The sequence below is a fragment of the Actinorugispora endophytica genome, from assembly GCF_004363075.1.
Taxonomy (GTDB): domain Bacteria; phylum Actinomycetota; class Actinomycetes; order Streptosporangiales; family Streptosporangiaceae; genus Actinorugispora; species Actinorugispora endophytica.
This window is the reverse complement of record NZ_SNYN01000002.1, coordinates 311,154-332,797: the sequence shown is the minus strand read 5'-3', so window position 1 is coordinate 332,797 and position 21,644 is coordinate 311,154. Positions and strand designations below refer to the sequence as shown.

11 protein-coding genes are annotated in these 21,644 nt (G+C 75.7%); 7 read left to right on the top strand and 4 right to left on the bottom strand.

All coding sequences use genetic code 11. The annotated features are described in order from the left end of the window. The first annotated feature begins 166 nt into the window (after positions 1-166). From aroQ to EV190_RS05930, 3 genes are all read left to right on the top strand, one after another. Positions 167-631 carry a type II 3-dehydroquinate dehydratase gene (aroQ, locus tag EV190_RS05940; protein WP_133740420.1) on the top strand — a complete coding sequence of 155 codons (465 nt, stop codon included), beginning with the start codon at positions 167-169 and terminating at the stop codon, positions 629-631. 105 nt (positions 632-736) lie between these two features. Then, positions 737-1,846 carry a phosphate ABC transporter substrate-binding protein PstS gene (gene pstS, locus EV190_RS05935; protein WP_394345494.1) on the top strand — a complete coding sequence of 370 codons (1,110 nt, stop codon included), beginning with the start codon at positions 737-739 and terminating at the stop codon, positions 1,844-1,846. A gap of 94 nt (positions 1,847-1,940) precedes the next feature. Continuing rightward, positions 1,941-2,792 carry an SDR family oxidoreductase gene (locus EV190_RS05930; protein ID WP_133740419.1) on the top strand — a complete coding sequence of 284 codons (852 nt, stop codon included), beginning with the start codon at positions 1,941-1,943 and terminating at the stop codon, positions 2,790-2,792. A gap of 48 nt (positions 2,793-2,840) precedes the next feature. Here the strand turns inward: EV190_RS05930 and EV190_RS05925 are convergent, their stop codons facing one another. From EV190_RS05925 to EV190_RS05915, 3 genes are all read right to left on the bottom strand, one after another. Then, the gene (locus tag EV190_RS05925; protein ID WP_133740418.1) at positions 2,841-7,307 is read right to left on the bottom strand and encodes a DUF6493 family protein; all 4,467 of its coding nucleotides are present in this window, start codon (positions 7,305-7,307) and stop codon (positions 2,841-2,843) included. A gap of 136 nt (positions 7,308-7,443) precedes the next feature. Next, complete coding sequence (locus tag EV190_RS05920) at positions 7,444-10,293, bottom strand: DUF6493 family protein (protein ID WP_133740417.1); 2,850 nt, start codon at positions 10,291-10,293, stop codon at positions 7,444-7,446. A 124-nt stretch (positions 10,294-10,417) separates the two neighbouring features. Continuing rightward, positions 10,418-14,848, bottom strand: a complete 4,431-nt coding sequence (locus EV190_RS05915; protein WP_133740416.1) for a DUF6493 family protein — start codon at positions 14,846-14,848, stop codon at positions 10,418-10,420. 369 nt (positions 14,849-15,217) lie between these two features. On the opposite strand from EV190_RS05915, the gene EV190_RS05910 reads away from it, so the two are divergent. Genes EV190_RS05910 through EV190_RS05895 form a run of 4 tightly spaced genes read left to right on the top strand, consistent with a single transcriptional unit; the run spans position 15,218 to position 20,344 of the window. Beyond that, the gene (locus tag EV190_RS05910; RefSeq protein WP_133740415.1) at positions 15,218-16,087 is read left to right on the top strand and encodes an FAD binding domain-containing protein; all 870 of its coding nucleotides are present in this window, start codon (positions 15,218-15,220) and stop codon (positions 16,085-16,087) included. Next, complete coding sequence (locus EV190_RS05905; RefSeq protein WP_133740414.1) at positions 16,078-16,590, top strand: (2Fe-2S)-binding protein; 513 nt, start codon at positions 16,078-16,080, stop codon at positions 16,588-16,590. The genes EV190_RS05910 and EV190_RS05905 overlap by 10 nt, the downstream gene beginning before the upstream one ends. After that, complete coding sequence (locus EV190_RS05900; RefSeq protein WP_133740413.1) at positions 16,587-17,945, top strand: 8-oxoguanine deaminase; 1,359 nt, start codon at positions 16,587-16,589, stop codon at positions 17,943-17,945. Before EV190_RS05905 ends, EV190_RS05900 begins: the two co-directional genes overlap by 4 nt. Further along, the gene (locus EV190_RS05895) at positions 17,942-20,344 is read left to right on the top strand and encodes a molybdopterin cofactor-binding domain-containing protein (protein ID WP_133740412.1); all 2,403 of its coding nucleotides are present in this window, start codon (positions 17,942-17,944) and stop codon (positions 20,342-20,344) included. The genes EV190_RS05900 and EV190_RS05895 overlap by 4 nt, the downstream gene beginning before the upstream one ends. 142 nt (positions 20,345-20,486) lie before the next feature. Here the strand turns inward: EV190_RS05895 and EV190_RS05890 are convergent, their stop codons facing one another. Next, a complete protein-coding gene (locus tag EV190_RS05890; RefSeq protein ID WP_166655390.1) occupies positions 20,487-21,551 on the bottom strand; it encodes a DUF2330 domain-containing protein in 1,065 nt (354 codons plus the stop codon). Positions 21,552-21,644: the final 93 nt, after the last annotated feature.

Genomic DNA, 21,644 nt, shown 5'->3' with positions numbered 1-21,644 from the left:
CGCGTTGGCCGCGCGTGACGACTCTAGAACGCCGCGCCGCGCCGAAGGGGGCGTTCGGCTCATCGGCGTGTTGCCGCGCCGCTGGTCAATAGGCTGTGTCCACCTGGACCCCGGCGCGGGTCCCGGCCGGGACCCGCGCCGCACGACCGACGAGAGGCCCCTTCCCATGGACGCTCCCCGCGCCGCGCGCCCGACCGTGCTGCTGCTGAACGGCCCGAACCTGAACCTGCTGGGCGAGCGGGACCCGGCCCAGTACGGCAGCACCACGCTGGCCGACGTCGAGAAGCGGGTCTCGGCCCTGGGCGCCGAACTGGGCGTGGACGTGGTCTGCGCGCAGAGCAACCACGAGGGCGCGCTCGTCGACCACGTCCACTCCGCGCGCGCCATGGACGGCATCGTGTTCAACCCCGGGGCCTACGCGCACTACAGCATCGCCCTGCGCGACGCCGTGGACGCGGTCGCCGCCCCGTGCGTGGAGGTCCACGTCTCCAACGTGTACGCCCGCGAGCCGTTCCGGCACACGTCGGTGACCGCGCCGGTGATGCGGGGCTCCATCAGCGGCTGCGGTGTGCACGGGTACGAGCTGGCGCTGCGCCACGTGGTGTCGCTGATCAGCGGGGAAAGCCGGTAGAGGCCGTCCGGGGCAGGGGGCCGTGTCCGAACGGGTGTTCATCTCTTGTTAAATTCTTCGACGGCATTCGATAACCGAGTGTTCCATCGGGGAAGTGGGAGAACCGTGTCACCGTCGACCTACCGCAGGATGTCCGCGATCGCGCTGCTCGGCGCGCTGGCGTTGGCGAGCGGCTGCGGCAGCGACAACGCTGTGCGCGGCGGCGATCCCGTCCCGGTCCCCGCCGACCTGGAGTGCTTCGGCGGCACCATCTCGGGTGCGGGCTCCAGCGCCCAGGAGCTGGCGATGCAGGTGTGGATCGCCGGGTACCAGACCGCGTGCGGCGACTCCCGGGTCTACTACGACGCGATCGGCTCCGGCGGCGGCCGCAGCCAGTTCATCGACGGCGCGGTGGCGTTCGCGGGCACCGACGCCGCCCTCGACGCCGACGAGGCCGCCGACGCGCGGGCGCGCTGCGCGGGCGGCGACGCGGTGAACGTCCCCGCCTACGTGGTGCCGATCGCGGTGGCGTTCCGGCTGGAGGGCGTCGACTCACTCAACCTGACCGCGTCCACCCTCGCCCGCCTGTTCAGCGGTGAGATCACCCGGTGGAACGACCCGGCCCTCGCCGCGGACAACCCGGACGTGGAGCTGCCCGACATCCCCGTGGTGCCGGTCAGCCGCTCGGACGAGTCCGGCACCACCGAGAACTTCACGTCCTACCTGGCGGCCGCGGCGGGCGGGGAGTGGCCGCACGAGCCCGACGGCCAGTGGCCGTTCCCGCCGGTGGAGGCCGGGCAGGGCAACAGCGGCGTGGCCGAGGCGATCGAGGGCGGCACCGGCACCATCGGGTACCTGGAGGCCTCGCACGCGCACGGGATGTCCACGGCCCGGATCGGCTCGGACGGGGACTTCGTGGAGCTGTCCCCCGAGGCGGCGGCGGAGATCCTGGCGGTCTCGCCCCGGCGCGAGGGCGGCGGCGAGCACGACCACGCCCTGGAGCTGGACTACACCGCCAGCGGGACCGGCGCCTACCCGATCGTGCTGGTCAGCTACGAGGTGGTCTGCCTGACCTACCCGGACGAGACCGACGCGGCGGGGGCCAAGGCGTTCCTTTCGTACCTGCTCAGCGACGAGGGGCAGCAGGCCGCCTCGCGGGAGGCCGGGTCCGCGCCGCTCTCGGCGGACCTGCGCGCGGAGCTGCTGGACACGGTCGACGCCATCAGCGCGGAGTGATCCCGGCGCGGTCGGGCGCGGTGGTGTTTGCCCCGCCCCCGGCCGGTTAGCCGCTCCCGGTGACAGGCACTTCGACCGAGGAGCGTGAGCGACCATGGCCCAGCGGCCTCCGGCGCAGCAGCAGCCCTACCCGGGGCGGACCGAGGGCATGGTCCCCCGCCCCCGCGACGAGATGCGCGAGTACGCGGGGAGCGGCCTGCTGAAGGGGAAGCGGACGCTGGTCGCGGGCGGTGACTCCGGGATCGGGCGGGCGGTGGCCGCGGCCTTCGCCAAGGAGGGCGCCGACGTCGCGATCGCCTACCTGGAGGAGCACGAGGACGCCCGGCACACCGCGTCCCTGGTGGAGGACGCCGGGCGGCGGAGCCTGCTGCTGCCGGGCGACCTCGGCGACGAGGCGCGGTGCGCCGAGGTGGTGGAGCGCACCGTCTCCGAGTTCGGCGGGCTGGACGTGCTGGTGGCCCACCACGGCACCCAGGCGCCGGTGGAGGACTTCGCCGACCTGAGCACCGAGCAGCTGCGCCGGACCTTCGAGGTGAACGTGTTCGGCGTGTTCTGGCTGCTGCGCGCGGCCGTCCCGAGGATGCCCGACGGCGGCTCGGTGATCGTGACCGGGTCCGTCAACGGGCTGCGCGGCAACGCCTCGCTCATCGACTACGCCGCCAGCAAGGCCGCGGTGATGAACCTGGTGTCGTCGCTGGCCCAGCACTACATGAAGCGGGGCATCCGGGTGAACTGCGTGGCGCCGGGCCCGGTGTGGACCCCGCTGATCCCCGCGACCCTGCCGGAGGAGAAGGTGGAGGGGTTCGGGCAGCAGGCGCCGATGGGGCGCGCCGCCCAGCCCGACGAGATCGCGCCGTCGTACGTGTTCTTCGCCAGCGGGAAGTCGTCCTCGTACTACTCGGGGCAGGTGCTGACCCCCGTGGGCGGGGAGATCCAGGCGGGCTGAGCACGCCGGGCCGGTCGGGGCCGCCGGGAGGCGGCCCCGACCGGCGGGTCAGACCCCCGCGAGGACGTCGCGCAGGCGGCGGGCCTCCTCGACCAGGCGGACGGGCTCCTCCCGCGCGGCCAGCGCGCTCACCTCGGGGATCTCGCCCCTGGCTCCGCTGCGCCGGGCGCACTCGACGGCCTCCGCCAGCACCACGGACGCGGACCGCGCGTCCGAGGCCGTGTACTGCTCCGACCAGTTCAGGTCTTCGTTCGGTCGCAGCGCCTTCGCTTCGTCGACATCCGCGAGCATGACCGGCAGCGCCTCCGCGAGGACCGCCCACACCACGGCGTGCGCGCCGCGGCGGACCGCCTCTCGCACCGTCGTGACCAGGGTCTCCTTCGTGTGGTAGCCACTGCCCCTGACCTGGACCGCCTCGGCCAGGAAGCGGCCCAGCAGCGCCGCGTCGAGGTCGCCGCGCGCGGCCAGGACCGACAGCGCGTCCACCGCCGCGGTCCGGTGGCAGGCCGCCCGCGAGTTCATCCCGCGCGCCACGCCCACGTGCAGGACCGGGCCCGCCGCGCCGTGCGCGGCGGCCAGCGCCGGAAGCAGCAGCGCCTCCTCGTCGAGGAACGTCCTCTGCAGGTGCAGGGCGACCAGTTCGCGCCGGAGCGGGACCGCGGCCGGCCAGTGCCCGGCGTTCTCGGACGGGACGTAGCCGTGCTGGGGCTTGTCGCGGCCGCCCGCCAGCACGGGGGCGAACACCTCGTGCAGCTCACCGGGGGCGGTCAGCCCCTCGTAGCCGAACAGCAGGTTCCAGAAGCCGTCGCCGTGGTGGACCCTGCAGTAGCACTTGTCCTCCTTCCTCTCCTCCCGCGAGGAGAGGTCGCAGGGCAGCACACCGCCCAGGACGGGTTCGGGTTCGGGGAGTCCGCCGGCCTCCAGCCAGGCGGCGAGCCCGGCCCCCGCCTCCGACGACAACCGCCGCGCGTCCGCCAGGACCCCCTCAGTGGCCGCGCCGGTGTCCACCCGCAGCAGCGCCTGCGACAGGTCCACCCCGCCCGGGACCACGCCCAGCCGCTCGTACCCCGCGATCCGGTCCACCAGCACCGCCGGATCGATCCGCCCGTCCGACAGGGTCGGCACCGCCAACAGGAACGGCGGCCCGTCCCCGCCGGCCACCATCCCCGCCACCTCCCGCAACCGCTCCCGCAGCACCGCGTTCAACGGAGCCGTGCCGTGGTGGTGCCGCGCCTCGTGGAAGTCGCAGTAGGCTTCCTCCGGCTCCTCGCCCGGTTCCTCCCACAGCTCCGCGCCCGTGGCCTCGCCCAGCGCCTCGGCGACCACGCGGCGCACGTCTCCCGTGTTCCAGTCCGTCTCCCGGGGGAAGTCCCGCCACGGGTGGCGCTCGGCGGTCGTGCGCAGCTCCGCGAGGAGGGCGTCGCGGTCGGCGCGGGCGCACCGCACCAGCCCGTCCAGGACCCGCTCGAACGCGGGGACGTCGACGGGGACGACGCGGGCCCGGTGGATCCGGTCGAACCACGCCGACGCCAGGATCGCGTCGATCCCGTCGGCGACCTCGGCGGCGCCGCCCATCGGCGCCGCGACCGGCCGGGCCTCGAAGACGGCGGGCGGCGCGGCGTCGGGGACCGCTCCGGAGCCGTCGGCGGAGGCGGCCCCACCACCGAGAGCGCCGCGCAGCGTGCGGGCCGCCTTGAGCAGCCGTCCCGATCCCTTGCGCGCGGCCAGGGCGCTCACCTGGGGGATCTCGCCCTTGGCGCCGCACAGATGGGCGCACTCGGCGGCCGCCTCCACGACCTCGCCCAGTTCCCGCGTCTTCGCTACCCGGTCCTTCTCCTGCCAGTTCATGTACTTGGTGTAGTTGGGCTCCAGCGGGGACGCCTCGATCAGGATCGGCAGCACCGCCTCCAGTGCCGCCCACGCCGTGCGGTGGAATCCGAGACCGACGAGCGCGCGCGTCGACGCGGCCAGGCCCCCGGGTTCGACGACCCCGTAGCGGACCGCTTCGACCATTTCGCTGACCAGTAGTCCTGTGTCGAGGTCGCCGCGCGCGGCCATGGCCAGCAGCGCGTCCACCGCCGCCGTCCGGTGCTCCTCCCGTTTCGAGCCCAGAGCGCAGGCCACGCCCAGGTGCAGGGCGGGACCGGCCGCTCCGCGCGCCTCGGCCAGGACGGGCAGCAGCGGCGCCTTGCCGTTGAGGAACGCCTGCTGCAGGTGCAGGGCGACCAGTTCGCGCCGGAGAGGGAGCGCCGCCGACCAGCCGTCGACCCCCGAATCGGGGACGGTCCTGCTCCGGGGCGCGGATCCGGTTCCCAGGAGGGGCGCGAAGACCTCGTGCAGCGCGCACGGCGCGGTCAGCCCCTCGTGGACGAACATCAGGTGGTTCTTCTGGAAGTAACCGCACCGGCAGGCGCCGACGTCCTCGCGGACGGGTTCGGGTTCGGGGAGTCCGCCCGCTTCGAGCCAGGCGGAGAGCCCGGCCCCCGCCTCCGACGACAACCGCCGCGCATCGTCCAGGACCCCCTCGTCGGCCGCGCCGGTGTCCACCCGCAGCAGCGCCTGCGACAGGTCCACCCCGCCCGGGACCACGCCCAGCCGCTCGTACCCGGCGATCCGGTCCACCAGCACCGCCGGATCGATCCGCCCGTCCGACAGGGTCGGCACCGCCAACAGGAACGGCGGCCCGTCCCCGCCGGCCACCATCCCCGCCACCTCACGCAACCGCTCCCGCAGCACCGCGCTCAACGGAGCCGAACCGTGGGGGTGCCAGAACCCCTGGTACCCGCAATCGGCCTTCCTCGGCTCCTCTCCCAGCGCCTCGGCGACCACGTGGCGCACGTCGCCCGGGTGCCAGTCGTCACCGCACCGGTGCATCCCCCACGGGTGGGCCTCGGCGACGGCGCGCAGCTCCGCGAGGAGGGCGTCGCGGTCGGCGCGGGCGCACCGCACCAGCCCGTCCAGGACCCGCTCGAACGCGGGAACGTCGACGGAGAGGCCCGATGCCTCCCCTCCTCCGCTCCGCATGGACACCAGGATCGCGTTGATCTCGATGGCGACCTCGGCCGCGCCGGTGATCGGCGGCGCGACCGGCCTGGCCTCGGGCACGGCGGGCAGCACGACGGCCGGACCGGCCTGCTCCCCGGTTTCCGACGCGCCCAGGAGTTCGGCGGCGCGGGGGCGCAGTGCCGGGCTCAGCGCCTCGGCCGCCGCCGTCAGATCGGCGCGGACCGCGTCCCCGGCGTGCTTCAGATGGCGCTCCACCAGAGCCAGCGCGCGCTCCTGGAGCGCCGGGTCGGGATGGCCGAACGCGTCGGCGGCGGCCAGCACCGCGACCCCCGCCCGCGACCGGTCCCGGCGCGCGGCCCTGTCCAGCCACGACAACTGGGCGCGTACCAGCGTCTTCTCGGTGCGGAACAGCACCGACGCCGACGCCTCCGCCAGGTGCTCGTCGGACAGACGCCCCGCCTCGTCCAACCCGACCAGGATCTTCTGCGCGTAGCCCGCCTCCGGCGAGGGCGCGTCGGGCAGGATCCGCAGCAGCGTGACGGTGTGGGCCGCGTACTCGTCCCCGGTGGGCGCCAGCGCGTCGAGCAGCTCCCGGAAGCCCCGCAGCTCGTTGGGGCGCCCCGGACGCAGCAGCCGCCCCAGCGCGCCGTCGACCAGCATCCCCCGGTCGAGACGCCCGCTCCCGGCGAACGCGGACAGCACGATCGCCCAGTGCTTTCTCCGCTGCATCAGGTGGCCGCTGCCGTCGGCGTCGAACACGTGCGGCAGGACCCTGTCGAGAAAGGGGTCGGCGCGCAGCCGGTCGACGAACAGGTCCCAGTCCCCGTACTCCGCACGGGGCTCCGAGCCCTCATCGACGACGTCGGGCCAGGCGGACCCCGTGAAGGACCAGTTGGGGGTGCGGTCGTTCAACCAGCCCAGGACGAACCGCTCGTTCGCGAAGACGGGGGCGTCGGAGAGCGCGACCAGCCCCTCGACCAGGGGGAAGCGGCCCCAGGCCAGGTCGTCGCGGCTGGTGCGGGCGAGGACGCGCTGGGCGACGTCGGCCAGCCACTCCTTCGGCCGTTCGGCCAGGGTCCGCAGGACCAGGAGGTCGTTGCCCCTCGACCATTCGATGCTCCGGTGGGTGATCCACTTGGCGGCGTCGGCCGCGCCCGCGGCGCAGCCCGCGCACGCCACCCTCAGCGCCTCCTTGCGCCGCTCGGCGGCCTGCCACACCTCCGGGGTCCGTGTCCCGTAGTCCTCGGAGGTCTCGTGCATCGGCGCCAGCCACGCCCTGAGGAGGCGCAGGCAGGAACGCCGCTCCTGCTCCGACAACACGGCGACCAACTCCGGCAGGCGCTCGGCCGCGCCGTCGGCCACCGCCGCCAGCACCGCCGACGCCTGGGGGGTGAGCGTCTTCCCGGCCTTCTCCGGCACCGCCTTCTCCAGCACGGCCCGTTCCCGCTCGGGCAGCGCGGCCGACCACGCGGGCGGGTTCCCGGAGTCTGCGGGGAAGACGGTTTCCATGGGGGGTTTCCATTCTGCTCGGCTGTTCGGTGTCCGGAGTGCGCCCCACTGGGGCCTGCCGGTGATCTTGACGCTAGCGCCCCGCTATGACCGTTCCCGGGGGCGTCGGGATCACCGGCAGTCGCGCGACGGGCCGTCAGCTTCCCGCGAGGACCGTGCGCAGGGTACGGGCCGCCTTGACCAGGCGGTTGGCGCCCTTGCGGGCGGCCAGAGCGCTGACCTGGGGCATCTCTCCCCCCGCTCCGCACAGCCGGGCGCACTCGGCGGCGACCTCCAGTACTCCGGTCAGCCCTCGCGCCCTCGTGACCCTCTTCTCCAGCGTCCAGTCCATGTCCCTGACGATCCGCAGCTCCGCGGGGACGTCGTCGGCCAGGACGGGCAGCGCCGCCGACAGCAGCGCCCACACCACGGCGTGCAGGCCGCTGTGGACCAGCGCGCGCAGCGACTCGGCCAGCCCCTCGGTGTCGAGGCCGCGCCGCGCGGCCCCGGCCAGCTCCCCCGCCAGCAGCTCCGTGTCGAGGTCGCCGCGCGCGGCCAGGACCAGCACCGCGTCCACCGCCTGCGCCCGGACGTCGGCGTGGTCCGTCCCGAGCCCGTTCGCCGCGCCCATGTGCAGGACGGGACCGGCCGCGCCGTGCGCGGCGGCCAGGGCGGGCAGCAGCGGCGCCCTGCCCTCGGGGAACGGCTTCTGCAGGTGCAGGGCGACCAGTTCGCGGTCGAGCGGGAGCGCCGCGGGCCAGTGGTCGTTGTTGCGGTACGGGACGAGGCTGTGCTGGGGGTAGCGGTTCCCGTCCAGCACGTCGTCGAAGACCGGGTGCAGCGCGCACGGCGCGGCCACCTGTTCCCAGGCGAACAGCAGATGCGAGGCGTGGCGGTCCCCGCAGGAGCAGTCGGCGGTGTTCGCGCGGTCCGCCTTCGGTTCGGGGAGTCCGCCGGCCTCCAGCCAGGCGGCAAGCCCGGCCCCCGCCTCCGACGACAACCGCCGCGCGTCCGCCAGGACCCCCTCAGTGGCCGCGCCGGTGTCCACCCGCAGCAGCGCCTGCGACAGGTCCACCCCGCCCGGGACCACGCCCAGCCGCTCGTACCCCACGATCCGGTCCACCAGCACCGCCGGATCGATCCGCCCGTCCGACAGGGTCGGCACCGCCAACAGGAACGGCGGCCCGTCCCCGCCGACCACCATCCCCGCCACCTCACGCAACCGCTCCCGCAGCACCGCGTTCAACGGAGCCGTGCCGTAGTAGCCGCCGGCCGCCCGCCGGGTCTCCCACGTCTTCGGGCCCTCGGACTCGCCCAGCGCCTCGGCGACCACGCAGCGGATTCCCGCCATGTCCCAGTCGTCGTCGCCGTCCCCGACCTCCCGCCACGGGTGGTCGCGGGCGACGGCGCGCAGCTCCGCGAGGAGGGCGTCGCGGTCGGCGCGGGCGCAGCGCACCAGCCCGTCCAGGACCCGCTCGAACACGGGGACGTCGATGAGGACGCGGTAGTCGCGGGAGTAGCCGACCCACCGGTCCCGGACGGCCGCCAGGGCCGCGTTGAGCTCGATGGCGGCCTCGGCCGGGTCCGTCACCGGCGGCGCGACCGGCCGGGCCTCGGGCACGGCGGGCAGCACGGCGGCCGCCTCCGGTCCGGGAACGCTGTCGGGAACGCCCAGGAGTTCGGCGGCGCGGGGGCGCAGTGCCGGGCTCAGCGCCTCGACGGCCGCCGCCAGATCGGCGCGGACCGCGTCCCCGGCGTGCTTCAGATGGCGCTCCACCAGAGCCAGCGCGCGCTCCTGGAGCGCCGGGTCGGGATGGCCGAACGCCACGGCCGCGGCCGGCACCACCACCCCCGCCCGCGACCGGTCCCGGCGCGCGGCCCTGTCCAGCCACGACAACTGGGCGCGTACCAGAACCTTCTCCGGCCGGAACAGCACCGACGCCGACGCGTCCGCCAGGTGCTCGTCGGACAGACGCCCCGCCTCGTCCAACCCGACCAGGATCTTCTGGGCGTAGCCCGCCTCCGGCGAGGGCGCGTCGGGCAGGATCCGCAGCAGCGTGACGGTGTGGGCCGCGTACTCGTCCTCGGTGGGCGCCAGCGCGTCGAGCAGCTCCCGGAAGCCCCGCAGCTCGTTGGGGCGGCCCGGACGCAGCAGCCGCCCCAGCGCGCCGTCGACCAGCATCCCCCGGTCGAGACGCCCGTCCCCGGCCAACCCGACCAGCGCGGGAATCCACCGGTCGCTCCGCTGCATCAGGTGGCCGGCACCGTCCGCCTCGAACAGCAGCGGCACCAGGTCGTCCAGGAAGGGGTCGTCGCGCAGCCGCTCGTCGAACGAGTCCCACTTCCGGCCCTCGCGGCGCAGCACCGCCTTCCCGTCGAGGACGTCGGTCCAGGCGAATCCGCTGTCGTACCACATGCTGTTTCTCATCCACGCCATCACGAACCGCCCGTCGGTGGGCACGGCGGCGCCGGAGCGCAGGATCAGGTGCTCGACCAGGGGGAAGCGGCCCCACGGCCAGTCCTCCCGGCCGGACCGGGCCACGACGCGGTGCGCGACGTCGGCCAGCCACTCCGCGGGCCGGTCGAGCAGGACCTCCAGGAGGGTGGAGGTGTCGCACTGCTCCGACAGGCTCCGGTGGGTGATCCACCGGGCGGCGTCGGCCGCGCCCGTGGCGCAGCCCGCGCCCGCCACCTTCAGCGCTTCCTTGCGCCGCTCGGCGGCCTGCCACACCTCGGAGGTCCGCACCCTGTAGTCCTCGGAGGTCTCGTGCATCGGCGCCAGCCACGCCTTGAGCACACGCCCGCAGGCGCGCCGCTCCTGCTCCGACAGCGCGGCGACCAGACCGGGCAGGCGGTCGTTCTTCTCCTCGGCCACGGCCGACAGCACGGCGCGCGTCTGGGCGGTGAGCGTCTTCCCGGCCTTCTCCAGCACGGTCCGCTCCCGCTCGGGCAGCGCGGCCGACCACGCGGGCGGGTTCCCGGGAACGGTGGGGGCAGTGGTTTCCATGGAGGAGACCCTAGGGCCGTCCGCCGACAGACCCCCGGGACCTGGATCGTCGGGGAAGCCCTTCCGTGTTGTCCCGGAGCGGGGACCGGCCGGGCCTCCGCCTCTTCGGCGGAGGCCCGGCCGGTCAGGCTCCCGCGAGCGCGTCGCGCAGGCGGCGGGCCTCCTTGACCAGATGGGCGGGGCCCTCCAGCGCGGCCGCCGCGCTCAACTCGGGGATCTCGCCCCTGGCTCCGCTGCGCCGGGCGCACTCGACGGCCTCCGCCAGCACAACGCTCGTGGACCGCGCCCGTTCGATGCCGCTGCGCCGGCCCTCGAACCGGCTCTCGTTCGCCGGCAGCGCCTTCTCCGCGTCGGCGAGCAGGCCGGGCAGCGCCCGCACCAGGACCCGCCACACCACGGCGTGGGCGCCGCCGCGAGTGGCCTCGCGCACGGTCCGGGCCAGGTTCCACGCTTTCGGGAACGGGGACATCCATCCGCTCTCCTGGAACATCCCGACCAGGAGACGGGCCAGCAGCTCCGCGTCGAGGTCCCCACGCCCGGCCATGGCCAGCAGCGCGTCCACCGCCGTCATCCGGACCCGGGCCGCGTCCGAGAGCAGCGCGCAGGCCACCCCCATGTGCAGGACGGGACCGGCCTGGCCGTGCGCTGCGGCCAGTTCCGGAAGCAGCGGCGCCTTCCTCTCGACGAAGGCGCTCTGCAGGTTGACGGCGACCAGTTCCCGCCCGAGCGGGAGGACGGCGGGCCAGTGGCCGATGTTGCCGACCGGGACGTAGTGGTGCTGGGGATCGCTCCTCTCCGCCAGCACGGGGGCGAACACCTCGTGCAGGGCGCACGGGGCGGCCGACCGCTCGGAGGTGAACAGCACCGGCAGGGCCCCCAGGCGGAGCCGGCACCCGCACCAGTACGCCGGGTCCTCCCTGGGGGTCGCGCACTCGACCACCTTTCCCTGTGTCGTCACCGGTTCGGGGAGTCCGCCGGCCTCCAGCCAGGCGGCGAGCCCGGCCCCCGCCTCCGACGACAACCGCCGCGCGTCCGCCAGGACCCCCTCAGTGGCCGCGCCGGTGTCCACCCGCAGCAGCGCCTGCGACAGGTCCACCCCGCCCGGGACCACGCCCAGCCGCTCGTACCCCGCGATCCGGTCCACCAGCACCGCCGGATCGATCCGCCCGTCCGACAGGGTCGGCACCGCCAACAGGAACGGCGGCCCGTCCCCGCCGGCCACCATCCCCGCCACCTCCCGCAACCGCTCCCGCAGCACCGCGTTCAACGGAGCCGAACCGTGGTAGGGGTCGTCCACCTGCGGCGCCGGGATCACGCGCGGGGCGTCCCACACCTCCGCGCCCCTGGCCTCGCCCAGCGCCTCGGCCACCACACAGCGGACGTCGCCCATGTTCCAGTCCAGCTCGCGCCGGAAGTCCCGCCACGGGTAGGCCTCGGCGACGGCGCGCAGCTCCGCGAGGAGGGCGTCGCGGTCGGTGTGGGCGCAGCGCACCAGCCCGTCCAGGACCCGCTCGAACACGGGGACGTCGGCGCCGACGACGTAGGCGTGGTGGGACCAGTCGGTCCGGACGGACTCCAGGACCGCCGCGACCCCTGCGGCGGCCTCGGCGGCGCCGGTGACCGGCGGCGCCACCGGCCGGGGTCCGGACGGCGCCGGCCGCGCCCCGGCCCGCTCGTCGGCGCGCGGCGTGCCGCCGAGCACCGCGCGCAGCCTGCGGGCCTCCTTGAGGAGGCGGGAGGAGCCCTTCTGCCCGGCCACCATGTCCACCTGGGGGATTCCGCCCCGCGCGCCGCACAGGTGGGCGCAGTCGACGGCCACTTCGAAGACGTCGGCCAGCTTCCGCGTCTTCTCCACCCGCGCCTTCTCGGACCGGCTCATGCCCGGGGTGTAGCCCGGCTCCACCGGGAGGTCGTCGATCAGGAACGGCAGCGCCCCCTCCAGCGCCTCCCACGCGGCGTGGTGGAGGCCCGCGTCGATGAGCGAGCGCATCGACCCGGCCAGGCTCTCGGGCCTGACGGTCCCCCAGCGCGCCGCCTCGGCGACCTCGCGGGCCAGCAGTCCCGTGTCGAGGTCGCCGCGCGCGGCCAGGACCAGCAGCGCGTCCACCGCCGCCGTCCGGTGCTCGTCCTCGTCCGAACCCAGACCGCAGGCCACCCCCATGTGCAGGACGGGGCCGGCCTGGCCGTGCGCCGCGGCCAGCTCCGGAAGCAGCAGCGCCTTCCGGCCGGCGAACGCTTCCTGCAGGCGGAGGGCGACCAGTTCCCGCCGCGTCGGGACCACCGCCGGCCAGTGGTCGATCCCCGCTCTGGGGACTTCGGCGCGGTGGAGTCCGCGCACGGGCCCGAAGACCTCGTGCAGAAGGCCGCGCGCGGGCCCCAGCACGGGCCCGAAGACCTCGTGCAGCGCGCACGGCGCGGTCAGCCGCTCCGCGCCGAACAGCAGGTGACTCGGGGACCTTTCGCCGCACGGGCAGTCGTCGACGTCGGAGCGGAGGGGTTCGGGTTCGGGGAGTCCGCCCGCTTCGAGCCAGGCGGCGAGCCCGGCCCCCGCCTCCGACGACAACCGCCGCGCGTCCGCCAGGACCCCCTCAGTGGCCGCCGTGGTGTCCACCCGCAGCAGCGCCTGCGACAGGTCCACCCCGCCCGGGACCACGCCCAGCCGCTCGTACCCCGCGATCCGGTCCACCAGCACCGCCGGATCGATCCGCCCGTCCGACAGGGTCGGCACCGCCAACAGGAACGGCGGCCCGTCCCCGCCGGCCACCATCCCCGCCACCTCACGCAACCGCTCCCGCAGCACCGCGTTCAACGGAGCCGAACCGTGGTAGGAGCGTCTGTATACGGTCGTGACGGAGTGGGGGTACCCCGGGTCCCAGCGGTTCGGGCTCCGCTCCTCTCCCAGCACCTCGGCGACCACCCAGCGGACGTCGCCCATGTTCCAGTCGTCGTTGGGTGCGCAGTTCTCCGACGGGTGGGCCCCGGCGACGGCGCGCAGCTCCGCGAGGAGGGCGTCGCGGTCGGTGTGGGCGCACCGCACCAGCCCGTCCAGGACCCGCTCGAACGTGGGGACGTCGACGGAGAGGCCCGATGCCTCGTACCGGCCGGTCCCTCTTCCGCTCCGCATGGACACCAGGATCGCGTTGATCTCGATGGCGGCCTCGGCCGGGTCCGTCACCGGCGGCGCGACCGGCCGGGCCTCGGGCACGGCGGGCAGCACGACGGCCGCCTCCGATCCGGGAACGCCGCCGGGCACGCCCGGGAGCTCGGCGGCGCGGGGGCGCAGCGCCGGGCTCAGCGCCTCGGCCGCCGCCGCCAGATCGGCGCGGACCGCGTCCCCGGCGTGCTTCAGATGGCGCTCCACCAGAGCCAGCGCGCGCTCCTGGAGCGCCGGGTCGGGATGGCCGAACGCGTCGGCGGCGGCCAGCACCGCGACCCCCGCCCGCGACCGGTCCCGGCGCGCGGCCCTGTCCAGCCACGACAACTGGGCGCGTACCAGCGTCTTCTCGGTGCGGAACAGCACCGACGCCGACGCCTCCGCCAGGTGCTCGTCGGACAGACGCCCCGCCTCGTCCAACCCGACCAGGATCTTCTGCGCGTATCCCGCGACACTGGAGGGGGTGTCGGACAGCAGCGCCAGCAGCGCGGGGACGCGGGCCGCGTACTCGTCCCCGGTGGGCGCCAGCGCGTCGAGCAGCTCCCGGAAACCGCGCAGCTCGTCGGGGCGCCCCGGACGCAGCAGCCGCCCCAGCGCGCCGTCCACGAGGGCGGCCCGGTCCACCCGCCCGCTCCCGGCGAACGCGGACAGCACGATCGCCCAGTGCCTGTTCCACCGCATCAGGTGGCCGGCTCCCTCCGCCTCGAACACGTGCGGCAGGACCCTGTCCAGGAGGGGGTCGGCGCGCAGCCGCTCGACGAACAGGTCCCAGTCCCGGTACTCCGCACGGGGCTCCGAGCCCTCCTCGACGACGTCGGGCCAGGCCGAGTCCTCGTAGGAGAAGCCGGGGGTGCGGTCGTTCATCCAGCCCAGGACGAACCGCCTGTCCGCGGACACGGGGGTGTCGGAGAGCAGGATCAGGTGCTCGACCAGGGGGAAGTGGCGCCTCAGATGCATCCCGCCGTCCCTGGTGACGATGTGGTGCGCGACGGCGGCCAGCCACTCCCCGGGCCGGTCGGCCAGGACCTCCAGTATCCTGCCGCCGGTCTCGGGGCCGGTGGCGCCGGGCCCCAGGGTGATGATCCGGTCCGCGACGGAGGCGGGGGAGTCCTGGCAGAGCACGGCCGCGATCACCAGCGTGTTCAGGCGCCGGTCGTACGTCTCGTGCAGGATGCGGCTCCACGCCGTGAGCAGGCGCGCGCAGGAGCGCCGTTCCTTCTGCGACAGCGCGGCGGCCAGGCCGGCCACCCGGTCGGCCGCGTTCTCGGCGACGGCGGCCAGCACCGCGCGCACCCCGGGGGCGGGTGTCCTCTCGGCTTTCTCCAGCGCTTTGCGCTCCCGCTCGGGCAGCGCGGCCCACCACGCGGGCGGGTTCTCGGGGATGGCGGGGGTGTTCTCCATGGGGCGACCCTAGGGGCATCCGCCGACAGGCCCCCGGGACCTGGGGCGTTCCCGGGAGCGGAGGGCCCCGGACGGTGAGGGGGCGCGGCCGCGCGGCGCGGAGGGGGTACGGCGCCCCGGGGCGGGGCGCGCCCGGTCCGGCAGCGGGCCGGGCGCGCCGCCGGGTCCGTCCTCCACGGCGGCGCGCCCGCGATCGTCACGGCCAACGCCGCGGCGCGCCCGACGCTACCCGGTGGTACCGACGGTTTCCGCCCCTTCCCGTGCCGTGTCCCGGAACACCGGGTGTCTGTCCGGGCGCACCGGGTATCTGTCCGGGTGCGGGTATCCGCATGGGCGCCGTCGGCGGTACGGCGGCCGGCAAGGAGGCACATGGAGTTCCTGAGCCCCGCCACGTGGGAGGAGGCGCTCGCCGCGAAGAGCGAGCGCCCCGACGCGGTGCCGATCATGGGCGGCACGGACGTGATGGTGGAGATCAACTTCGACCGGCGCCGTCCCCCCGCGCTGATCGACCTCACGCGCGTGCCCGGGCTGCGGGAGTGGCGGGCCGACGGGGACGGCGTGCGGCTGGGCGCGGGCGTCCCCTACACCGGGATCGTCGACGCGCTGGGCGGGGCCGCCCCGGCGCTGGCCGCGGCCGCGCGCTCGGTCGCCTCCCCGCAGATCCGCAACCGGGGCTCGGTCGGCGGCAACCTCGGCGGCGCGTCCCCGGCCGGGGACGCGCACCCGCCGCTGCTGGCCACCGACGCCGTCGTCGAGCTCGCCTCGGTCGGCGGCGTCCGGCGCGTGCCCGCCCGCGAGTTCTACCTGGGGCCTCGGCGCACCGCCCGCCGCGACGACGAGCTGATCGCCGCGGTGCTGCTGCCCGCGCCCGCCGGTCCGCAGCGGTTCGCCAAGGTCGGCACCCGCAACGCGATGGTCATCGCGGTGGTGTCCTTCGCGCTGGCCCTCGACGCCCGCTCCCGCACCGTCGGCACCGGGATCGGCTCGGCCGGGCCGACGCCGCTGCGCGCGCCCGGGGCCGAGGAGTTCGCCGCCGCGGAGTTCGACTGGGAGGGCGGCGCGCCGCTTCCCGAGTCGGCCGTCCACCGGTTCGGGGAGCTGGTCGCCGCGGCGGCCCGGCCCATCGACGACGTGCGGGGCAGCGCCGGCTACCGCAGGCACGCCCTCGCCGTCCTGGCCCGGCGTGCGCTGGCGCGCGCCGCCGCCGACTACCGCGAAGGAGGCGCCCGGTGCGCGTGACATTCGAGGTCAACGGCCGTCCGGTCACGGCCGACGACGTGTGGGCCGGGGAGAGCCTGCTGTACGTGCTGCGCGAGCGGCTCGGCCTGCCCGGCAGCAAGAACGCCTGCGAGCAGGGCGAGTGCGGCTCCTGCACGGTGTACCTGGACGGGGTGACGGTGTGCGCCTGCATGGTCGCCGCCGGGCAGGCGCACGGCCGGCGGGTGCGCACCGTGGAGGGCCTGTCGTCCCCCGGCGGCGGGCAGCGGCTGGACGCCGTCCAGGAGGCGTTCCTGGAGGCCGGGGCCGTGCAGTGCGGCTTCTGCACCCCGGGCCTGCTGGTGCAGGCCGACGACCTGGTCGGGCGGACCGCGCGCCGGGGCCTGGGCGTGCCCGGCGACGCCGAGATCCGCGAGCACCTGGCCGGGAACCTGTGCCGCTGCACGGGGTACGAGGCGATCGTCGAGGCCGTGCGCCTGGCGGCCGAGCGCGCCGACGCCGCCGTCCGGGGAGGCGCCCGGTGAGCCGGACCGTGGTCATCGACAACGCCCACGTCGCGACCGTCGCGGGCGCCGAGTACCCCTCGGGCCACGTCGTCGCCGTCGACGGGCGGATCGACCGGGTCGGGGCGGGCCCCGCGCCGCGCCTCCCCGGCGCCCGGTACGTGGACGGCACCGGCTGCCTCGCCACGCCCGGCCTGGTCAACACGCACCACCACCTGTACCAGTGGGCCACGCAGGGCCTGTTCGCGGACAGCGCCCTGTTCGAGTGGCTGGCGGGCTCCTACGAGCTCTGGCGCCGCCTGGACGCGGGCGTCGTCGCGGACACCACGACCGCTGGACTGACCTGGCTGGCGCTGTCGGGCTGCACGACCGCCTCGGACCACCACTACGTCTTCCCCGAGGGGCGCGGCGACATCGTCGACGCCGAGGTGGCGGCCGCCCGCGCCGTCGGGATCCGGCTGGACCTGGCCCGCGGCTCCATGGACCGGGGCGCGTCCCGGGGCGGGCTGCCGCCCGACAGCGTCGTCGAGGGCCTCGACGAGGCGCTGGAGGCCACGGCCGACGCGGTCGACGCCCACCACGACGCGTCCTTCGGCTCCATGACCCGCGTCGCGGTCGCCCCCTGTTCGCCGTTCACGGTCAGCCGCGACCTGATGGTCGAGACCGCGCGGCTGGCCCGCGACAAGGGGGTGCGCCTGCACACCCACCTCGCCGAGACCGCCGACGAGGAGCGCCGGTGCCTGGCCGAGTCCGGCCGCACCCCGGTGGAGTACGCCGAGGAGCTCGGCTGGCTGGGCCCGGACGTGTGGCTCGCGCACGCCGTGCACCTGTCCGACGCGGCGGTCGACCGCGTCGCGGCCACCGGGACCGGCGTCGCGCACTGCCCCACCTCCAACGCCCGCCTGGGCGCGGGGATCTGCCGGGTGACCGAGCTGCTGGCCGCCGGGGCGACCGTGGGCCTGGGCGTGGACGGCCCCGCCTCCAGCGAGCTGACCCCGCTGTCGGGCGAGATGCGCCAGGCGCTGCTGATGGCCCGCGCCCGCAAGGGCCCCCGGGCGCTGAGCGCCCGCGAGGCCCTCCGGATCGCCACCGTCGGCGGGGCCCGCTGCCTGGGCCGGGACGGCGAGATCGGGACGCTGGAGCCGGGCAGGCTCGCCGACGTCGCCCTGTGGCGGGTCGACGGGTTCGGCCGCGACGTCGTCGACGACCCGGTGGTCGCCCTGGTCTTCGGCCCCGCTCCCCCGCTGGAGCTCCTGCTCGTCGGCGGCGAGACGGTCGTGGAGTCCGGCGAGCCGCGCACCGTCACCGCCGACGCGGCCGCCCTGGCGGGCCGCCGCGCCCACCGCGCCCTCGCCGGGGAGGCGGACGGCCGATGAGCGAGACGACCGCGCCCGCGTCCACCGGCCTTCCCACCGCCACCCGGGACGGCGTCGGGGCGAGCCCGCTCCGCCCCGACGGCGCCCTGAAGGCGACCGGGGAGTTCGCGTACTCCTCCGACATGTGGACGGAGGACATGCTGTGGGGGGCGACCCTGCGCAGCCCCCACCCGCACGCCCGCCTCCTGGGCGTGGACACCGCCGCCGCGCTGGCGCTCCCCGGCGTCCACGCGGTCCTCACGCACGAGGACGTGCCGGGCGAGAAGCGGTACGGCCTGGAGTACGCCGACCAGCCGGTGCTGGCCTTCGGCAAGGTCCGCTACAAGGGCGAGCCGGTGGCGATCGTGGCCGCCGACCACCCCGAGACCGCGCGCCGCGCGCTGGACCGGATCAGGGTGGACTACGAGGTGCTGGAGCCGGTGTCGGACCCGCTCCGGGCCGCCTTCGACCCCGACTGCCCGCTGGTGCACGAGGAGGGGTCGGTCCCCGACGACGGGCGGCACCGCCGCGGCGGCAACCTGGCGCGCCACCAGCCCGTCCGCACCGGCGCGTTCGCCGAGGGCGCCACGGTCGAGGAGCTGCGCGCCCGGGCCGACGTGGTCGTGACCGGGTCCTACGAGGTCGGCATGCAGGACCAGGCGTTCCTGGGACCCGAGTCGGGCCTGGCGGTTCCCGCCGAGGACGGCGGCGTGGACCTGTACGTCGCCACCCAGTGGCTGCACGTGGACCAGGGCCAGATCGCCCCGTGCCTGGGCCTGGCCCCCGACAAGGTGCGGCTGGCCCTGGCGGGCGTGGGCGGCGCGTTCGGCGCCCGCGAGGACCTGTCGATGCAGGTCCACGCGTGCCTGCTGGCCCTGCGCGCCCGCAGGCCGGTCAAGATCGTGTACAACCGGGAGGAGTCCTTCCTCGGGCACGTGCACCGGCACCCGGCCCGGATGGAGTACGAGCACGGCGCGACGGGCGACGGCGCCCTGCTCTACGCGGTCGCGCGGATCGTGCTGGACGGCGGGGCGTACACCTCGACGACCCCGGCCGTCGTGGGCGTGGCCGCCTCCATGGGCGTGGGGCCCTACGCGATCCCCAACGTCCGGGTGGACGCCTACGGCGTGTACACCACGAACCCGCCGTGCGGGGCCATGCGCGGATTCGGCGCGGTGCAGGCGTGCTTCGGGTACGAGTCGCAGATGGACGCGCTCGCCGCGCGGCTGGGCGCGCACCCGGTGGACCTGCGGGTCGCGAACGCGCTGGCGCAGGGGTCGCGCGTCATCACCGGGCAGCGGATCGACGCGCCGCTGCCGATGGCCGAGATGCTGCTGCGCGCCCGGGACGCGCCGATGCCGCCCGGGCGCTCGGCCCTGCCCGACCCCGCCGACCCGCGCACCCTGCCCGGCGGGGTCTCCGCCACGGTCCTGGGCGAGGGCGTCGTGCGCGGCGTGGGGTACGCCGTGGGGATGAAGAACCTGTGCTTCTCCGAGGGCTTCGACGACTACTCCACGGCGCGGGTGCGCCTGGAGTCCGTCGGGGGCGGGCCCGCGGTCACGGTGCACACCGCGGCGGCGGAGGTCGGCCAGGGCCTGGTCACCGTGCAGGGCCAGATCGCGCGCACCGAGCTGGGCGTCGAGCGGGTCACCGTGCTCCCGGCCGACACCCGGGTGGGGTCGGCGGGCTCCTCCTCGGCGTCGCGCCAGACCTACATGACCGGCGGCGCGGTCAAGGCCGCCTGCGAGGCCGTGCGCGAGCGCGTGCTCGCCCTGGCGCGCGAGCGCGGCCCGGTCCCGCCCGGCGCCCGGCTCTCCCTGAGCGGCGGCGCGGTGGTCTCGGCGTCCGGGGACGTGCTGGTCCCCCTGGCGGAGCTGCTGGACGGCTCCCCCGTGGAGGAGACCCGCGAGTACCACCACCGCGCGACCCGGATGGTCGACCCGGTCAACGGCCAGGGCGACTCGCACGTCCAGTTCGGGATGTGCGTGCACCGCGCCGTGGTGGACGTGGACGTGGAGCTGGGCCTGGTCAAGGTGGTCGAGATGACCGCGGTCCAGGACGTGGGCCGGGCGGTCCACCCTCAGCAGCTCGTCGGCCAGATCCAGGGCGCCACCGCCCAGGGCGTCGGGCTGGCGCTGATGGAGGAGGTCCAGGTCGCCGACGGCGTGATCCGCAACCCGTCGTTCACCGACTACCTGATCCCGACCGTCCTGGACACCCCGCCGATGCGGATCGACGTGCTGGAGTGCCCCGACCCGGCCGCGCCCTACGGGCTGCGCGGCGCCGGGGAGCCCGGCACCCTGTCCTCCACCCCGGCCGTGGCCGCCGCCGTGCGCGCGGCCACCGGCAGGGCGCTCACCCGCGTCCCGATCCGCCCGGAGGACATCGTGGGGCTTCCCGCCCCGAGGAGGCGCCGTTGAGCGCGCGGCCGGGCGCGCGGCCCCGCGAATCGTGGAGAGGGCGACACGCGCGACTGGTATGTCACCCGCCCGACCAGCCCTGCGGGGTCGCGCATGTCCTTACCCGGCTGTCCGGCCCCTCCCGGGATTCTGCCACAGTCCGTCAGCCGGACCGCCGCGCGCGCAGCACGAGGACGACGGCCGCGCCCGCCCCGGCGAGCAGGACGACCGCGCCGACCAGCACGAGGAACGGCCCCGCCGCGAACCCCATGATCCGCACGGTCCGCTCGACGCGCACGACCTCCTGGTGGGGCTCGTCCGAGGCCGCGGGCGCGAAGGCGAAGTCCCCGGTGACCCGGGACGGGTCCCAGATGTCGTGGTCCATGGTGGTCAGGTACGCGCCGTCCTCGCCCACGAGCGCGCGCAGCCCCCCGGACTCCACGTCGGCGGCCTCCAGGCGGCCCGCGTACCGCACCTCGCCGGGGACGTCGACGTCGTCCGCCCGGTCCACGCGGTGCTCGGCGAGCAGGTAAAGGCGCGCGTACTGGCCGTGCTCGGACAGCGCGGTCAACCGCATCGGGTAGACCATCTCCTCGGCGGCGAAGCTCACCCGGACCGGGTCCAGCGTCCCCGACAGCGCCTCCTCGTCCCCGGCGGCGAGCCTGACCGCGACGTAGTACCAGCCCTCGGTGACGTACGGCTCCAGCGCGGCCTCCAGGTCGCCCTCCAGCGCGAAGCCGTGCCCGTCGAGCCAGTCCCGCAGCGCGGCGGCGTCGTCGGCGGCGAGCGTGGCCACCTCGAAGGGGCCGAGCCGGGTGCTGTCCAGGACCTCCACCCCGCTGCCGGGCGCGTCTCCGACCGAGCCCGCGCCGTCGGAGGCGGACATCGGCGGCCACCACTGGTCGACGTACTCGATCCGCGGTTCGGAGACCTCCTTGAGCTCGTCGAACATCGCGGCGTCGCCCAGATCCACCTCGGCGGGCGCGGGCGTGGGCAGCAGCAGCGCCGCGTCGCTCTCGGCCGAGTCCACGTCCAGGCGCAGCACCACGGTCTGGGTCCCCTCCCCGAACCGCACGATCGTGCTCTCGCCGTAGACGTCGACGTCGCCCGCGCCGACCATCGCCCCGCACGCGCACGCCCACGAGGGGGCGGCCCACCCGCCCGCCACCACGAGCACCGAGGCCGCCGCCACCGCCGCCGCCCGCCGCACCGCACCGACCACCCGCATGGGCGCACCCCGCTTCCCGAACCGAACCGAACCGAACCGAACCGACATCCGCACCGTCCGACGCCGGACCGCCCCGAAAGGATGCGGTTTCCC